Origin of the sequence: Micromonospora sp. NPDC048935 (genome assembly GCF_043197875.1) — a bacterium.
Taxonomy (GTDB): Bacteria; Actinomycetota; Actinomycetes; order Mycobacteriales; family Micromonosporaceae; genus Micromonospora.
Genome location: NZ_JBICTZ010000007.1, coordinates 362,239 through 377,568, shown reverse-complemented (window position 1 = coordinate 377,568; position 15,330 = coordinate 362,239). Strand labels below are relative to the sequence as shown.

Below are 15,330 nucleotides of genomic sequence, written 5' to 3'. Positions count from 1 at the left end.
GGCAGTCACGGTGGGCCACCATTGTTTCCGGCGCGCTGTCGATCGGGTGCGCGGGGGTCACCGTCCGTGCGCGTCGCCGGCCGCCGCGGCGCGAGGTGCGGGGGGACGCGGGCTGCCCGGGGGTGGGACCAGGCGGTAGATCTCCCGTTCCCCGTCGCCGTGGCCGTACTTCTGGTCGAAGTGCCGTTTCACGACGGCGACCGGCGGGTGGTCGCCGTCGGACGGCTCGGCCAGCGTGAACACCGCAGGGGCGGCTCCCGGTGCGCGGGGTGGCAGGGCCGCCCGCATGGTCACCAGCCCGGTCACCCGGAACCGGCGGCAGTCGACGTAGTGCTGCCCGTCGACAGTCGCGTACGGCACCCGCACCTCGACCACGTCCGAGTCCTCGTGGCGCAGCGTGACCGTGACCGACCAGTACCGCTCCAGGTCCAGCGTGGCCTGCTCGTGCTCCCACAGCTCCTCGAACCGGGCGTGCACGAACCCGCCCCACGGGCTGTCCATGTCCACCTCCAGTTGCGGAACGTTGAACGACAACTTCCCGATCGGGAAGAACGAGATCAGCGCCCGCCCGTCCCACTGGTAGAGCTGGATCGACGGGGACGCGTCGTAGAGCCGGACCTGTAGGCGCTGCCGCAGCCGGGAGTCGAGGGCGTCGGCGAAGGCGGCCAGGTGCCGCAGGTTGGTGCGGATCTGCCGGGGGACGTCCACCCGCTGGCGTTCCAGCTCCTCGGAGCGTTGCTGCGCGGCGGTGCAGTCCGGGTCGAGCAGCAGCAACTGCACCTGGGCGCCGTTGCCGAGCGCCGTGCGGATCGCGGTCAGGGTGTCCTCGCGGTGCCGCTGCTCCAGCAGGATCGTCCAGGTGTCGAGGATGCGCACCCGGCGGCCGGAGCGGTGCAGCCGGGTCACGAACGCCTGCTGGTCGAAGCTCAGGTGCTCCTGCACCCGTGCCTTGCGCGCCTCCTCGAACAGCGGGTCGAAGATGACGTACGAGACGGCCGCGAGCACCACGCTGGCACCGAGGTTGAGCAACAGGTCGCTGAGGAAGCCGGTGGTGCGCCAGGCCGCCACCAACATGAGGGCGGCGCTCACGAGCAGCGGCCCTCCGACGGCGAGGGCGCGTCGTTGCCGTCCGCCCCGACCAGGCCACCCGGGCATCCGCTCTCCCTCCACCGTCGGTCGGCCCCGCCGCCTACTGATCACCGGAATGCGGAGAATACGTGCCGGCTTTGCCGCCCGCTGTCCCGTTCGGGACTGCCGGGTTCGCCGTCCGAACCGCCGCCATCGCTCATAGGGTGACGGTAACCGAGTTGGGCGACTGCGGAGGGTAGGCGGGATGGGTGACGGTGACCGCGAGAAGGCGCTCCTCGCCGCCCTGACCACCGAGCACTTCGCGTTGCAGACGTCGCGGGCCGGCACCATCGCCGAGGCCACCGGTCGCGCCACCATCTTCCTGTCGGTGTTGTCGGCGGCACTGATCGGCCTCGGCTTCGTCTCCAGCAACGACCGGGTGGTGCGGCCCTACCTGGCCGCGGTGCTGCCGACCCTTGTGGTGATCGGGGTGCTGACGTTTCTGCGGCTGGTGGAGACCACCGTCGAGAACTCGTTGGACCTGCGGCGCATCCAGCGCATCCGGGCCTACTACCAGCACGAGTTGGCCGGTGAGCGGGAGTTCTTCGCCGACGCGGTGATCGCCGACGACAGCATGGAGTCCGCGTGGAGCCTGGTCGGTACCCGCCCGGGGCGGTGGGAGTTCCTGCTCACCACGGCGGCTCTGGTGGGCGCGGTCAACGCGGTGTTGAGCGGGCTCGGCGTCGCCCTGGTGGCAGGGTCGCTCGGGGCCGGCACCTGGCTGACGGTCGTCGTCGGGGTGGTGGTCGCGTTCGTGGCGTTCGGCGTGCAGTTCACCTACATCGTCCGGGCGACGGCCCGGCGGATGCGCTGACGGCCAGCGGCACGGCATGCACCTGCCGGCCCGGATGGACGGCGGCCCGTACCAACCCGTCCGCCCGGGTGCCACCTGCTCACTCACCCGGCGGGTGGACCGGCCGGCCGCGACCCTCTGGCATCACCCACATCCGCACGGTGCCACGGAGGACCACGTCTGCCGCGGCCTCGCCGGCATGGTCATCCTCGACGACGAACGGGAGGCGGCGCCGCCGCTGCCCCGCACCGGCCGATGCACATGACTGATCGGCCGAGGGCGTACCGTCACCTCGTCCCCGGCGACACGGCCCGACCGACGTCGCCCCCGGACGTCTCGGTGTCGAAGCGGGGCGCGGTGGCGGTCAGCACCGCGTGGCTCGTGGGCGCGGACCACTCGTCGGTCAGCTCCCGTACCAGCGCGGCGACCAGCCGGTTCATCGTCGGTTCGGCGTCGGCGTGCAGCGCCTCGGCGACGATCAGCACCGACGAGGTGCCGGCCCGCACGGCGGACCACCCGCTCTGCCGGTTCGTCCAGCGCCGGGCGTGTGCCCGCCCGGCGGTGTCGGCGAAGGTCACCTCGCCCGGCTCGGGATGCTCGGTGTCGCCGGCGAAGGTCTGGTACTCCTCGTCGCCGCGTGCGGGTCGGACCACCAGGTCACCGTCGACCCGGTCCAGGTCCAACGCCGCGATCGGGATGGCGTACGCGGCGGAGACGGCGTTGCAGAGGTCGACGAGTGGGTGCACCCGGGGCAACTCGCCGTCCAGTCGCAGGCGGCGCAGCAGTGCCTCCGCCGCGCACCGGTACCGGGTGGGTCGTAACCCCATCGCCGCGTACGCCCGCCGCCACGCCTGGATCTCCGGGAAGCCGCTCTCGGGCCCGCCGGCCAACCGCTGGCGGGCGACGGCGAGGTAACCGGCCGTCCGGCGCGCCACGTCGGCGGTGGCGGTGATGCCGGTGGCGTGGACCACGCCGGCGACCAGATCGGGGTACGCGGCGCGAAGCCGCGTCGAATGCTCGAACTGCACGGCACTCCTATCGTTGGGTGAGGGCGAGGGTCACGCCGAGCGCGACGAACGTGCCGGCGACGGATCGACGCAGCCAGTCGGTGACCCGGGGTCGGGTCAGCACCCGGTCCCGCAGCCGGGCCGCGAAGATGCCGTAGCCGCTGAACACCACGAAGGTGAGCAGCATGAACACCGCGCCGCAGGTGAGCATCGCCTGGGTGGAGCCCACCGCGGAGGCGCCGACGAACTGCGGTAGGAACGCGACGAAGAACAGCGTCGGCTTCGGGTTGAGCAGGTTGACCACCACGCCGGAGACGATCACCCGGGTCGCCGAGCGGGGTGTGTCGTCGGTCGTCGCCGCGAAGGCGCTGCGGTCGCGCACGGCGGACCAGGCCAGGTAGAGCAGGTAACCGACACCGAGGTACCGGACGAGGTCGAACGCGACGGCGCTGGTCTGCAACAGCGCGGCCAGCCCGGTCATCGCCGCCAGCAGGTGCGGCACCGTGCCCAGCGTGCAGGCGAACGCGGCGAGCACGCCGGCTCGGGCACCCCGGGACAGGCCGGCGGAGAGGGTGAAGAACACCCCAGTGCCGGGGGTGACCACCACGATCAGCGTGGTGACCAGGAACGGGATGGTCACGATCGTCCTCCGGTGGAGTTGACGGGTCTGGCTCCTCCTCACTCTGCTGCCACAATGGTCCGATGGGCAGAGCCAAACCGTCGGCCTCCGAGGGGTCCATATCGGCCGGGTCCGACTTCCTGCACCTGACCGTCACCGACGCGCCGCCGGGCGGGCGCACCGACTGGCTGACCGACCGGCTGCGGCAGGCCATCGCCGAGGGGCGGGTGCCGGCCGGCCAACGGTTGCCCCCCACCCGGGTGCTCGCCGCCGACCTCGGTGTCTCCCGGGGCGTGGTCACCGAGGCGTACCAGCGCCTCGCCGAGGAGGGGCACATCTCCGGTCGGGGCCGGGCCGGCACGGTTGTCGTCGGCGCGCCGGCCGCGCCCACACCCGCCCCGGCCGCCGCGCCGGCACCTGTCGCGACGTTCCCGCCGGCACCGAACACCGACATCTTCGAGGCGGTACGCGCGGCACCCGCCTCAATCGACCTGACGCCCGGCGTACCCGACCTGACCGCCTTTCCCCGCGCGGACTGGCTGCGCGCCGAACGGGCCGTGCTGCGCCGCCTCGCCGCGGCCGACCTCGGCTACGGCGACCCGTGCGGCGCGCCGGCGCTGCGACAGGCCGTCGCCGCCTGGTTGGCCCGCAACCGCGGTATCAGCGTCGACCCCACCGAGGTGATCATCGTGGCCGGCGTCTCGCAGGCGCTCGGGCTGCTCGCCCAGGCACTCACCGCCGCCGGCGTCGACCGGATCGGGGTCGAGGACCCGGGATCGCTCGGCGTGCGGCAGCACCTGAACAACTGGCGGATGGACACCCCGCCGATCACCGTCGACGACGCTGGGCTACGGGTCGACGAGTTGACCGCCAGCGGCGTGCCGGCCGTGATGCTCACCCCCGCACACCAGTTCCCGACCGGCGTCGTGCTCGACGGTGACCGCCGCCGCCAGCTCGTCGCCTGGGCGCGGGCCGGCGGCCTGATCATCGAGGACGACTACGACGCCGAGCACCGCTACGACCGTCCTCCGGTGCCGGCGCTGCGGGGCCTGCTGCCCGAGCAGGTCTGCTACGCCGGCAGCGTCTCCAAACTGCTCGCCCCCGCCCTGCGGGTCGGCTGGCTGCTCGTGCCGCCGCGACTGCGCGACGCGGTGGTGACCGCCAAGCGCAACGCCGACCTGGGCAACGCCGTCCTACCGCAACTGGTGCTGGCGGAGTTGCTGACCTCCGGCGCCTTCGAGCGGCATCTGCGGCTGCTCCGCCGCCGACACATCCGTCGGCGGGACGCCATGATCGCCGCGCTGGCCGGCGCGTTGCCATCGGCGACCGTGCACGGCGCCGCCGCCGGTCTGCACCTGATGATCACGCTGGACGACGCGGTGGTCGACACCGAGCTGGCGGCGGCGACGCTGGCGCGTGGGGTGAAGGTGCAACCGCTGTCCTGGCACTGCCAGCGTCCCTACCGGCCGGGCCTCGTGCTCGGCTACGCGGCCCGTACGCCCACCCAGATCGAGGCCGGCGTCGCCGGAATCGCCGCCGCGCTCGGCGCACCGAGAGTGGCCGGATGACCGGTCAGCCCAGGAACAGCTGGACCAGCACCAGCGCGGCGAGCAGCGCCGGCCCGCGTGAGCCCTGCCGCAGCAGGTCGACCGGGATCATGCCGAACGGCGTGTTGACAGTCGCGCCACCGTAGTTGATCGGCGGGCGGGTGCCGGCCCGGAACGCGGCGGCCACCACGCCCAGCGCCAGCGTCGGCGCCAACCAGGACGGCCCCGGCTCGACGCTCGGGAGGGTCGACAACCACCACAGCCCCGCGCCGAGGGCCGGCACCACCACGTGGATGCCACGCAGCAGGGCGTCGCTGCCGCCGAGGGCCCGTCGCAACCCGGGTGAGCGGCTGATTGACCGCAGGCCACCGGTCAGCCGGTTGGCGGCGAGGTACGCGAAGACCACCTGCGCGGCCCCGGCCAACCCGGGTACGGCGAGCGCGGCAGCGTACTGCACCCCGATCAGCGTCGCCCAGATCAGCAGGGCGCTCGGGTGGCGGCGCAACCGGCGTACGTCGGCCTGCAGGAACGCCCACCAGCCGGGCCCGGGGAGGAACCGGCGGCTGCGGACCCGACCGATCCGACGCCACCGGCGGCTCTCCACCAGGCCGGTGAGCAGGCTCGGGTCGAGCAGGATCGTGGCCGTGGCGGCGGCGTTGGCGAACTGCGCACCGGTGGTCAGCGTGGCCCGGTCGACGCGGGGCAGCGCGCGCACCGCGCGGACGGTGCCCAGGCCGGCGAGGGGCACCGCGAGGGCGAACAGCGCGACGGTCGGCGTCGCCGCCGGCCGGGGCAGCCCGTCACCGAGATGACCGAGGAGCACCACCCCGGCGGTGAGGACGGCGGCCACCACCATCGGCACCGCGCCGGCCAGCACCGGCCATCGCCGTCCCGACCGGCTGCTCTGGGCGACGACGCTCAGTGCCAGCGCCGCCGCACCCCACCCCGCGCCGGCCGCGGCCGCCCAGCCCAGCGCGGCCGGATCGCTGACGCCCCCGAGCGCCGCCACGGCCACCCCGAGCGCCGCGGTGCCGGCCGCGGCCCCCAGCAGCAACAGGACGAAGCGCGGCACCAACCACGCCCGCCTGTCGACAGGCGCGCTGACCGCCCAACTCTGCGTGGCCGGGGTGACCAACAGTGGGCCGAGCGCACGCAGGCCACGCCAGGCCAGACCGGCGCCGGCCAGCAGCGCGGCGACCGCCAGCCACCAACGCACCCCCGGCTCGGCCTGGCCGACCGTGGGGGAGTCCAGCAGGTCGCGGCTGGCGCTTATCGCGAACCAGCCGTACATGCCCGTGAACAGGACGATGACGTACGCGTCGCCCAGCACGTCGCCGAGGGAGTGGTCGTGGTGCCGGCTGCGGGCCCGGCGCAGGTGGGTTCGCAGTTGTCGGGCGGTGGGCACCCCGGTCGGCGTGTCGGCGATCGTGGCCGGCGGGGCGGTCACCGGCCGATCTCGATGCGCTCGTCGACCACCGCGTCGATCAGCTCAGGGTCGTGCGAGGCCAGCAGCACGGCGGTGCCGGCGTCGCGTTCCCGCCGCAGCCGCTCGGCGAGCCACTGTCGCCCGCGCACGTCGAGGCGCTGCTCCGGCTCGTCCAGGATCAGCACCCGGCGTGGCCGCACGAAACAGGAGGCCAGCGCCAACCGGCGACGTTGCCCGCTGGACAGGGTCACCGGTAGCTGGTCGCGGGCCGGCTCCAGACCCAACTCGGTGAGCACCTCCTCGACCGGCTCGGCGCTGCTCCCGTGGGCGTACGCGACGAGCTCCAGGTGCTCGACCACGGACAGGTCCGGGAAGAAGTCGATGTCGTCCAGGGCGGCCGCCACCAGGGCCCGCACCTGCGGGTCGGTCTCGTCGGCCCGCCGACCCTGCACCAGCACCTCGCCCGCGTCCGGGCGGTCGGCGCCGACCACGCAGCGCAGCAAGGTGGTCTTGCCGCTGCCGTTGGGCCCCAGCACCACCGCGATCCGGCCGGCCGCGAGCGTGAAACTCACGTCGTCGAGCACGACCAGGTCGCCGAAGTTGCGGCTAAGTCCCCGTACCGAGAGCGCATCCACGACCACAGAGTCTCCCAGAGCGGTGCCGGCGGCCAACCTGAGCGACCTACGTCACGCGGTCGGCGGCGTCGTCCTCGAGTCGAGCGTCGGCGGCAACCAGGCCCTGCTCGTCGGCGACCTCCTCGGCCACCGCCGCCGCGTCCGCCCAGTGCCGCCGCGCTTCGGCCCGGTCGCCCAGCGCCGCGCAGGCGTCACCCAGGTAGAGCAACGTGCGGGCCAGCCCCGCGGTGGGCGGTGTCTCCTCGCGGAGCCGCCGGCTCTCCGCCAGCAGGTCGTACGCGGCCCGCGCCTGCCCCGGCGTGCTGCTCAGCAGCGTCGCCCCGGCGTTGAGCAGCGCCGTCGCCCGGCTGGTCGGGTCGTTGACCGACTCGTACTCGCGCAGTGCGGCACGCCACGCCTGTGCGGCGTCCAGGTGCTCGCCCAGCGCCGCGTGCACAAGCACCAGGTTGGTCAGCGCCGCCGCGTACCCCCGTGCGTCACCCACCGCCCGGAACGTGTTCGCCGCCCGCACCAGGTGGTGGTGCGCGGTGTCCGGTTCGCCCCGGGCCAGTTGCGCCGCGCCCAGGCCCAGGTCGGTGAGGGCGTGCCCGGCCCGGTCGGCCCCGGAGCGGTGCCGACGGGACATCTCCAGGTGCTCCACCGCGTCGTCGAGCTGGCCCAGGTCCAGCAGGGCGAGGCCGAGGTTCATCCGGGCCTGGGCGGTGCCCCGGCGACCGCGTTCGTTCACCGCGAGGGTGAGCGCGGCCGCCGCCCCCTGCGGGTCGTGCCGGCGGCGGCGCAGCACACCCAGCTCGTTGTGCGCCCACCCGGCGATCTCCGGTCGGTCGTCGGCGGTCGGGGTTGCCAGCACCGTGCGGCAGACCTGCTCCCACTCGTCGAGCCGTTCGACGTACGCCAGCCATCCGCACAGCGCCACGGCCAGCCGGAACCACCACCGGCGCACCCGGCGGGGCAACGTCTCCGCCGCGCCGGCCGGCACCCGCACCACCGCCAGCAGCAGCTCCTGGTGCAGGTCGAACCAGCCGTACGGGTCGTCGTCCAGCGGCAGCGACCACTCCCGGTCCGGTGGGGCGCCGAGCGCGGCCAGGTTCGCCGCGTGCCGTTCGGCCCGGCGGGCCAGGTGTCGGGTCAGCCGGGCCTGCGCGGCGACCCGGGCCCGAGCCGGATCGGCGTCGCGCAGGTGCAGTCGGGCACTGCCGGCCAACAGCGGGCGGACCTCGTAGCGGTCGCCGGGCGCGCCCACCACGAACGCCGCGGCGGCCAACTGGTCGAGCAGCGCGGTCACCCGCTCGGGGTGCCGCCGGGCCAGCGCGGCGATTGTCGGACGGTCCACCGGGGCCGGAATCAACGACATCACCCGGTACAACCGGCGGGCCTCGCGGGTCAACGCCCAGTAGGCGGTGTCCCGTTCGGTGACCAGGCGGGCGGCCGGCGAGACGGCGAGCCGCTGGTGTGGTGGCGTCTGCACGGCGCGGCGCAGCGCGTCCAGCACATCGGAGTGTCGCCAGCCGTGCTGCGCGGTGCGGTATCCGAGCGCGCGGACGGTGCGGGGCTGTCGCCCGCACAGGTCGACGACCTCGCGGACCGCCGGGTCGGTGCGCGGGTCGGCACGGCGGACCCGGGCGGCGGGCGCGGCCCCACCGGCGGCGGCGAAGAGCTCGACCGCCTCGGACGTGCCCGGCTCGGCGATCCAGTGTGCGACCACGCCCTCGAGCCCGACCAGCGCCGGGCCACCGGCGAGCAGCAGGCGGCAGGCGCGCGCGGTGGGCGGCAGCAGTGGTCGGACCTGGTCCGGACGGTCGACGTTGTCCAGCACGAGCAGGATCCGGCGGCCGTCGAGCTGCCCGCGCAGCGCGTCGGCGGCGACCGCGAGCGCGTCCTGCCGGCCGGAGAGCGGTGCCGGGGTGCCCAGGATCCGGGCCAGGGCGGTGAGCACCTCTCGGGCCGAGCGGGGTCGGCCGCCCCGTCGCAGGTCGAGGTAATACTGCCCGTCCGGGAAGTCGTCGCGGCACCGGTTCGCGGCCTGCACCGCGCACGCGGAGGTGCCCACCGCGCGCCGGCCCAGGACCGCCACCGCGTGCTCCCGGGCGAGCAGCCGGACGATCGCCTCGACATGCTCGTCGCGACCGGTGAACTCGGCCGTGTAGGGCAGGGTCGGCGCGCCGGGGGCCGGTGTCGTGAGCACGTCCGTCGGTTCGGGGTCGACCTCCCGGCCGGCCCGGCGGCGGCGCAGCACGAAACCGACGAAGCCGATGACGCCGCCGACGACTGTCACGACGATGCTCGCCGGCCCGAGCACCCTGGTCGTCAGATCGGAGAGCAGGTCGCTTGTCAGGTTGAGGATCACGTTGGCGAGGACGCCGCCGACCACCCCGCCGATCCCGACAAGTGCCGGCCAGCGTGGGCTCCGGCGGGAGCCACCCGCCCCGGTCACCGGACACCGCCGGAGACGAGCCCGGCGACCAGGTGCCGCCGGGACAGCACCACCAACACCACCGGCAGCACCGAGGCGAGCACCGAGCTGGCGGCCAGCGCGCCGCTGTTGCTCACGAAGCTGCGGGTCTGCTCGGCCAGGAACGGCCCGAGCGGCGAGGCCCCCGGCCCGCCGAACAGCCGACCCACCACCAGGTCGTTCCAGACCTGGACGAACTCCAGCACGGAGACCGCCACCACCGCGGACAGGTTGTGCCGGGCCAACCGGCGCAGGGTGTGCCACCACCGTCGCCCGCCCAGCCGGGCGTCGCGGACGTGCTCGACCGGCAGGTCGGCGAACGCGTTGCGCAGCACCAGCACCGCGAACGGCACGCCCAGCGCGATGTGCACAAGCGCCAGGCCCAGCGCCGTGCCGGAGGAGAGGACCAGGCCCAGCACCTCGTTGACCGGCCCGGCGGTGGCCTGGATCGGCACCACGCTCGCCGCCAGCAGCAGCAACCCGGTGGCCTGCGCGGCCGGGCCGGTCAACCAGGCCAGCGGGTACGCGGCCAGCAGCGCGACCACCAGCACCGTGGCGGTCACGGCGGTGGCCAGGAGCAGCGTGAAGCCCAGCGTGTGCCACAGCTCCGTGCCGGTGACCAGGTCGCGGTAGGACTCGCCATTCGGCGCCGTCGACCACCAGCCACGCGCGGCGGCGTCCACCCTGCCGTGCGCCGACGTGGCGACAAGCACCGCCAGCGGCACCAGCCAGGCGATCGCGGCGCCCGCCGCGAGCAGCCGGAACACCCGCCGGGGCGGGGCGACGGGACCGGGCTCGGGGACCGCCTCGACGCGCGGCGGAGGCCAGGCCTGCCGGACGAAGAGCGCGGCCACCATGATCCCGCCGACGACTGCCACCAACCACACCACCCCGAGCGCGGCGCCCTCGCCGTTGGTGGTGCCACCCGAGGTCTGCCAGATCCGCAGCGCGAGGACTGACGCGTCGTCCCGGACCGAGCCGGGGGTCATCACCAGGATCAGGTCGAACGTGCGGCTGGTGCCGACCGCCACCAGAGCGAAGACCACGGCTGTCGTGCGCAGCAGCAGTGGTCGCCACTGCGCGTCCCACAGCACGTGCCGACGCCCGCCGCCGTAGGCGCGCACCGCGTCGGCGAGGCTCGGCGGCACCGCGTCCAGCGCGGACCGGAAGACCAGCACGGCCAGGCCCACCCAGGCCCAGACGAACGCCGACATCAGCGCCACGGTGACCAGCCCCGGCCCGAGTAGCTGCGGCGCGTCGTCGGCCGATCGGCCGGTCAGCCGGACCGCGACCAGGGTGGCCAGCCCTCGGCTCGGGTCCGGGTCGTACATCAGCCGGAAGGTGACCCCGGTGACGACGAGCGGCAACGCCACCGGCACCAGGAGGATCAACCGGACCAGGCCGCCCTCCTGCGAGCGGCGGGACGCCGCGGCCAGCAGGTAGCCCAGTGCCGTCACCACCGCCGGGACCAGCAGCGCCCAGAGGAACGTGCGGCCGACCACCGCACCGGTGTCCGGCGCGGAGAGCGCGGTGCGAAAGTGCGCCGCGCCGACCCAGCGGCCGTCGGTGGTGACGCTGGCGTGCAGGGTCCGCAGCACCGGCCACAGCACCAGCCCGCCGAGCAGCACCGCGGCGGGCAGCAGCAGCGCCGACGTCGCACCCGCCGCCGGATAGGCCCGACCTCGTCGAGGCGGCCCGACGTCGTCGAGGACCGCCAGCTCGCCGAGCACCCGGAGCCGGCTCACCGGCCGCCCCCGGCGTTGCGGGCCGCCGCGGCGAGCTGGCCGGTGGCGCGGCGGATCGCCTCGTTGGCGCGGACCCCGTCGGTGACGTCGGCGAAGAAGCCCTGCATGATCCGCCAGATGCCGACGCCGTCCGAGCCGGTGAACGCGCCGGGCAACTGGTCGGAGAGGTCGAAACGCAGCGTGCCCGGGGCGCGCATCTCCCGGGCGAGCCGCTGGCCGACCTGGTCGGTGTAGCTGGTGATCGAGACGGTGGTGTTGGGGGACAGGTAGCCGCCGGCGCGTAGCCAGGGCTGGAACGAGTCGGCTCTGGTCAGCCACTCGACCAGCTCCACCCCGCCCCGGGTGTCGGCGAACGCCACGGCCGCGTCCCCGCCGACGATCAGGGGACCGCCGCCGGGCCGGGCGCCCGGAAAGCGGAACGTGGTCGGCGCCTCCGGGCCGCGCTGGAACGGGCCGACCACGTCGGCGGTGAAGTCGGCCCCGACGAGCAGCACCGCCCGACGCGTGTGCACCACCTGAATCACCGACTCCTCGTACTGGGTGAGCAGGGCGCGACGGCCACCGCCGAGGAACGCGCCGTCGATGCTCCACAGCTCGGCGAGCCGGTCCAGGGCGTCGCGCACCGGCCCGCCCTGCCAGTCGGCGTCCGGCCCCGCGAGGGTGTCGTAGCTGTCCGGGGCCACGTCGGCCAGGACGTTCTCGAACCAGTCGGTGAGCACCCAGCCGTCTGCGGCGCCGAGGGCCAGGGGCGCCGGGCCGCCACCGCGCCGGGCCAGCCCACCGAGCCGACGGGTCAGCTCGACGAGCTCGTCCCAGTCGGCCGGCTGATGCGGCAGCACCGACGGCAGGTGCCAGACCAGCGACTTGTGTGCCGCCTTCACCCAGACGCCGTAGCGGCGGCCGTCGTCGGTCAGCAGGTTGCTCAGCCCCTCGGGCACGGCGTACTCGGTGGACGGACGCACCGGGCTCAGCCAGCCCCGTTGGGCGTACTCGGTGACGAGGCCGGGCCGGGGCAGGATCGCCACGTCCGGGGTGGTGCCGGCGAGGTGCCGGGCCCGCAGGAAGGCGTCGATGTCGTTTCCGGCGCTGACCACCTGCACCGGGGCGGGGTAGTCGGCGACGACCTGACGGAACCGGTCCAACTCGCTGGTGCTCCAGACCACCGCGACCTGCACCGACCGGGTCCCGCCGGAGCAGCCGGCGGCCAGGGCGGTGACACCCGCGGCGGCGGCGCGCAGCAGTGCTCGACGGCTCGCCCGGGCGGTCGTGGTCGTCACCGCGCCTCACTCGGCTCGGTGACCAACTCGTGCCGCAGGGGAATCTCGGCCAGGGTGGCCGGATCGGCGGTGCAGACGAGCACGGCCACCCCGGGGGCTTCCGGCGGGGAGAGCCGGGGCAGCAGGTCGCCGAGGCGGCTGTCGCCCGCCGAACCGGCCGGCAGGTCGACCACGAGCACCTCGGGCAGGCAGGCCGCAGCCCGGGCGAGCGCCACCCGGAACCGCTGGGCGGCAGAGATCTGGTGCGGCAGCAGGGTGAGGGACAGCGCCAACTCCAACCGGTCCACGACGGTGGCCGTCCAGTCGTTGGCCACCTCGTGCACCCGTTCACGTTTACGCTGGCCGTACTCGATGTTGCGCCGAACGGTGAGCTGCGGCAGCAGCGCGCCGCCGGCGGGCACGTAGCCGATCTGCCGGCGGGGCGGCGGCAGGGCGGTGACGTCCCGGTCGCCGACCAGGATGCGACCGGTCACCGGGGCGGCGAGCCCGGCCAACACCCGGGCGACCGCCGTGCCGAACCGGGGCGGTGCCACCAGGGCGGCGAGTGTGCCGGCGGGCACGTCGAGGGTCACCGGGCCGGTGCCGGGGACGGCGACCAGAGCGCGTAGCTGTAACGTGACCCTCACCTCCGGTGACCACCGATGACCACCCCAGAGTGGCACACCGTGCCGACAGTCGATGCCCCTGACCCTTCCACAGTGGATGACCAGGGGCCGGTCAGTCGGGTGCGTAGAGCGCGGCGAGCCCGGCGGCGGTGGCGGCCAGGCGTTCGCGCAGCGCGGCGGGGGTCAGCACCTCGACGTCGGCGCCGAGGCGCAGCAACTCGCCGTGGGCGTGGGTGAGCGACTCGATCGGCAGCACCGCGGTCACCCAGCCCCGCGCGTCCGGCGGCTGGGCACTCGCGTCCATCGCGGTCACCACCGGGTCGCTGCCGACCTCGCGCAGCCGTTGCCGACCCGCCGGGGAGAGCCGGACGGTGGCCTCGTCGCGGTGCAGGCGGGCCCGGAACTGCACCACGTGCGCCCGCCACCAGGCCGGCAGGTCGAAGTCGGCGGGTCGGACGAACTCCTGCGGCAACGGGGTCAGCGCGAGGATCTGGTTGACCCGGTACGTCGCCGGAGCCCCTCGGCCGGGCTGGTCGGCCACCACATACCAGCGGCCGCCCTTGAGCACCAGGCCGTACGGCTCCAGCACCCGGGTCACCTCGCCGTTCCAGCCGCGGTAGCGCACCTCGACGCGGTGCTGCCGCCAGACCGCCTCGGCCGTGCGGGCCAGCTCGGGGGAGGCGTCGCCGTCGGCGTACCAGCCGGGAGTGTCGAGGTGGAAGCGTTGTTGGAGCTGGGCCGCCCGGTCGCGCAGCGGAGCGGGGAGCGCGGCGTGCAGCTTGAGTTGCAGTGCGGCAACCACGTCGCCGTAGCCCAGCTCGTCGGCGGGGCCGGGCAACCCGGCCAGGAACAGTCGGTCGGCCTCCTCGGTGGTCAGCCCGGTCAGCCGGGTCCGCCAGCCGTCGACGAGGTGGTAGCCGCCGGCGTGCCCGGCCTCGCCGTACAGCGGGATGCCGGCGGCGTGCAACGACTCCACGTCCCGGTAGATCGTGCGGGGCGAGACGGTCAGCCGCTCGGCGAGCTGGGTGGCGGTCAGCCGGCCGTGTTGTTGGAGCAGCAGCAGGAGGGAAAGAAGTCGAGAGGCCCGCACTCCACTGACACTAGTTGTCAGGGGACCCGTCCTACCGTCCCGACATGGCTTTTCGGGACAAGGAACTACGGACGCCGGGACCGATCACGGTGGACGGCCAACAACTCAAGCGTTACCACATAGAGCAGCCGGAGCGACCGATCGAGCCCGAGGTGGAGAAGGCCGCGTACGAGCACCTGCCCCTGCTGTTGGTGGACATCGTCGACGACGGCACCCCGGCGGCCGGATGGGTGGTGCTGCACCGGGGCGCGGGCACCGGCGCCTACCTGCTGGCGTACACCTGGGTGTGGGACAACGCGCTGGAGGTCCGCGCCGCCGCGGCCGGGCAGCCGGCGCTGAACTGCCCGGACGACGACCCGACCCACTTCGTCGAGCTGCGGCGACCCGCCGCCGGCTGCGTCTGGGAGTTGGCGGTGCTGGAGCACGAGCGGGCCGCCTGGGTTCGGCACCTGCTTGCGCCGGCCACCCCCAACCTGGCTGGATATCTCAACGACACGCGAGCGGAAGGGCCGGTGGGCCGCTGATGGGCGACTTCGACTTCTTTGTGGGCACCTGGAACGTCGTGAACCGGCGGCTGCGCAAGCGGCTGGTGGGCTCCGACGAGTGGGAGGAGTTCCCCGGCGTGTCGGTCGCGCACGGCTTCTTCGCCGGCGGCGGCCACTTCGACGAGATCACCTTCCCGACCAAGGGCTCCGCGGGCGCCACCGTCCGGATCTTCGACCCGGCCCGCCAGGAGTGGTCGATCTACTGGATGAGCAGCGTCGACGGCGTGCTGGGTCAGCCGCCGATGGTGGGCCGCTTCGTCGACGGGGTGGGTCGCTTCTACGCCGACGACCAGCACGAGGGCCGACCGGTGCGGTGCCGGTTCATCTGGTCGGACATCAGCGCGACCACCGCCCGCTGGGAGCAGGCGTTCTCGGTCGACGGCGAGCAGACCTGGGAAACCAACTGGATCATGACGTTCACCAAGGCGTCCGACTAGTCGTTTCCTCCACCCGGGCGCGGT

General features: G+C 74.2%; 15 protein-coding genes. 5 read left to right on the top strand and 10 right to left on the bottom strand.

Annotation, left to right across the window (positions count from 1 at the left end; genetic code table 11):
• Positions 1-57: 57 nt before the first annotated feature.
• On the bottom strand, positions 58-1,155 hold the full coding sequence (locus tag ACGFIW_RS21485) for a DUF5919 domain-containing protein (protein ID WP_393318332.1): 1,098 nt from the start codon (positions 1,153-1,155) through the stop codon (positions 58-60).
• Positions 1,156-1,333: 178 nt separating this feature from the next.
• Here ACGFIW_RS21485 and ACGFIW_RS21480 point away from each other — a divergent pair, with 178 nt between their 5' ends.
• A complete protein-coding gene (locus tag ACGFIW_RS21480) occupies positions 1,334-1,942 on the top strand; it encodes a hypothetical protein (RefSeq protein ID WP_393318329.1) in 609 nt (202 codons plus the stop codon).
• A gap of 16 nt (positions 1,943-1,958) precedes the next feature.
• Positions 1,959-2,186, top strand: coding sequence for a multicopper oxidase domain-containing protein (locus ACGFIW_RS21475; protein ID WP_393318326.1), 228 nt, complete (start codon positions 1,959-1,961; stop codon positions 2,184-2,186).
• Between the two features lie 22 nt (positions 2,187-2,208).
• Here ACGFIW_RS21475 and ACGFIW_RS21470 read toward each other — a convergent pair whose 3' ends face one another.
• Positions 2,209-2,949: a B3/4 domain-containing protein gene (locus ACGFIW_RS21470; RefSeq protein ID WP_393318324.1), complete on the bottom strand. Its 741-nt coding sequence runs from the start codon at positions 2,947-2,949 to the stop codon at positions 2,209-2,211.
• Positions 2,950-2,956: 7 nt separating this feature from the next.
• Positions 2,957-3,568, bottom strand: a complete 612-nt coding sequence (locus ACGFIW_RS21465; RefSeq protein WP_393318321.1) for a LysE family translocator — start codon at positions 3,566-3,568, stop codon at positions 2,957-2,959.
• A gap of 62 nt (positions 3,569-3,630) precedes the next feature.
• Between ACGFIW_RS21465 and ACGFIW_RS21460 the strand changes: the two genes are divergently transcribed.
• On the top strand, positions 3,631-5,115 hold the full coding sequence (locus ACGFIW_RS21460; protein ID WP_393318318.1) for a PLP-dependent aminotransferase family protein: 1,485 nt from the start codon (positions 3,631-3,633) through the stop codon (positions 5,113-5,115).
• 4 nt (positions 5,116-5,119) lie between these two features.
• Here ACGFIW_RS21460 and ACGFIW_RS21455 read toward each other — a convergent pair whose 3' ends face one another.
• The 7 genes from ACGFIW_RS21455 to ACGFIW_RS21425 all read right to left on the bottom strand — a co-directional run bounded on the left by ACGFIW_RS21455 (position 5,120) and on the right by ACGFIW_RS21425 (position 14,324).
• Positions 5,120-6,541, bottom strand: a complete 1,422-nt coding sequence (locus ACGFIW_RS21455; RefSeq protein WP_393318315.1) for a DUF6297 family protein — start codon at positions 6,539-6,541, stop codon at positions 5,120-5,122.
• The gene (gene ccmA, locus ACGFIW_RS21450; RefSeq protein ID WP_393318312.1) at positions 6,538-7,155 is read right to left on the bottom strand and encodes a heme ABC exporter ATP-binding protein CcmA; all 618 of its coding nucleotides are present in this window, start codon (positions 7,153-7,155) and stop codon (positions 6,538-6,540) included. The genes ACGFIW_RS21455 and ccmA overlap by 4 nt, the downstream gene beginning before the upstream one ends.
• A 46-nt stretch (positions 7,156-7,201) precedes the next feature.
• Positions 7,202-9,589, bottom strand: a complete 2,388-nt coding sequence (locus ACGFIW_RS21445) for a hypothetical protein (protein WP_393318309.1) — start codon at positions 9,587-9,589, stop codon at positions 7,202-7,204.
• Positions 9,586-11,352, bottom strand: coding sequence for a hypothetical protein (locus ACGFIW_RS21440; RefSeq protein ID WP_393318307.1), 1,767 nt, complete (start codon positions 11,350-11,352; stop codon positions 9,586-9,588). Before ACGFIW_RS21440 ends, ACGFIW_RS21445 begins: the two co-directional genes overlap by 4 nt.
• Entirely contained in the window at positions 11,349-12,629 is a 1,281-nt protein-coding gene (locus tag ACGFIW_RS21435; RefSeq protein WP_393318304.1) for an extracellular solute-binding protein, read from the bottom strand. Before ACGFIW_RS21435 ends, ACGFIW_RS21440 begins: the two co-directional genes overlap by 4 nt.
• Positions 12,626-13,255: an ATP-binding cassette domain-containing protein gene (locus ACGFIW_RS21430; RefSeq protein WP_393318301.1), complete on the bottom strand. Its 630-nt coding sequence runs from the start codon at positions 13,253-13,255 to the stop codon at positions 12,626-12,628. The genes ACGFIW_RS21435 and ACGFIW_RS21430 overlap by 4 nt, the downstream gene beginning before the upstream one ends.
• 91 nt (positions 13,256-13,346) lie before the next feature.
• Complete coding sequence (locus ACGFIW_RS21425; RefSeq protein WP_393318298.1) at positions 13,347-14,324, bottom strand: helix-turn-helix transcriptional regulator; 978 nt, start codon at positions 14,322-14,324, stop codon at positions 13,347-13,349.
• Positions 14,325-14,368: 44 nt separating this feature from the next.
• Between ACGFIW_RS21425 and ACGFIW_RS21420 the strand changes: the two genes are divergently transcribed.
• Entirely contained in the window at positions 14,369-14,848 is a 480-nt protein-coding gene (locus tag ACGFIW_RS21420; RefSeq protein WP_393318295.1) for a hypothetical protein, read from the top strand.
• On the top strand, positions 14,848-15,306 hold the full coding sequence (locus ACGFIW_RS21415; protein WP_357558321.1) for a hypothetical protein: 459 nt from the start codon (positions 14,848-14,850) through the stop codon (positions 15,304-15,306). Before ACGFIW_RS21420 ends, ACGFIW_RS21415 begins: the two co-directional genes overlap by 1 nt.
• Positions 15,307-15,330: the final 24 nt, after the last annotated feature.

Excerpts from the sequence above, each read along its gene's own strand:
- ACGFIW_RS21485 (WP_393318332.1), bottom strand. The coding sequence starts at position 1,155 with ATGCCCGGGTGGCCTGGTCGGGGCGGACGGCAACGACGCGCCCTCGCC.
- ACGFIW_RS21480 (WP_393318329.1), top strand. The coding sequence starts at position 1,334 with ATGGGTGACGGTGACCGCGAGAAGGCGCTCCTCGCCGCCCTGACCACC.
- ACGFIW_RS21475 (WP_393318326.1), top strand. The coding sequence starts at position 1,959 with ATGCACCTGCCGGCCCGGATGGACGGCGGCCCGTACCAACCCGTCCGC.
- ACGFIW_RS21460 (WP_393318318.1), top strand. The coding sequence starts at position 3,631 with ATGGGCAGAGCCAAACCGTCGGCCTCCGAGGGGTCCATATCGGCCGGG.
- ACGFIW_RS21420 (WP_393318295.1), top strand. The coding sequence starts at position 14,369 with ATGGCTTTTCGGGACAAGGAACTACGGACGCCGGGACCGATCACGGTG.
- ACGFIW_RS21415 (WP_357558321.1), top strand. The coding sequence starts at position 14,848 with ATGGGCGACTTCGACTTCTTTGTGGGCACCTGGAACGTCGTGAACCGG.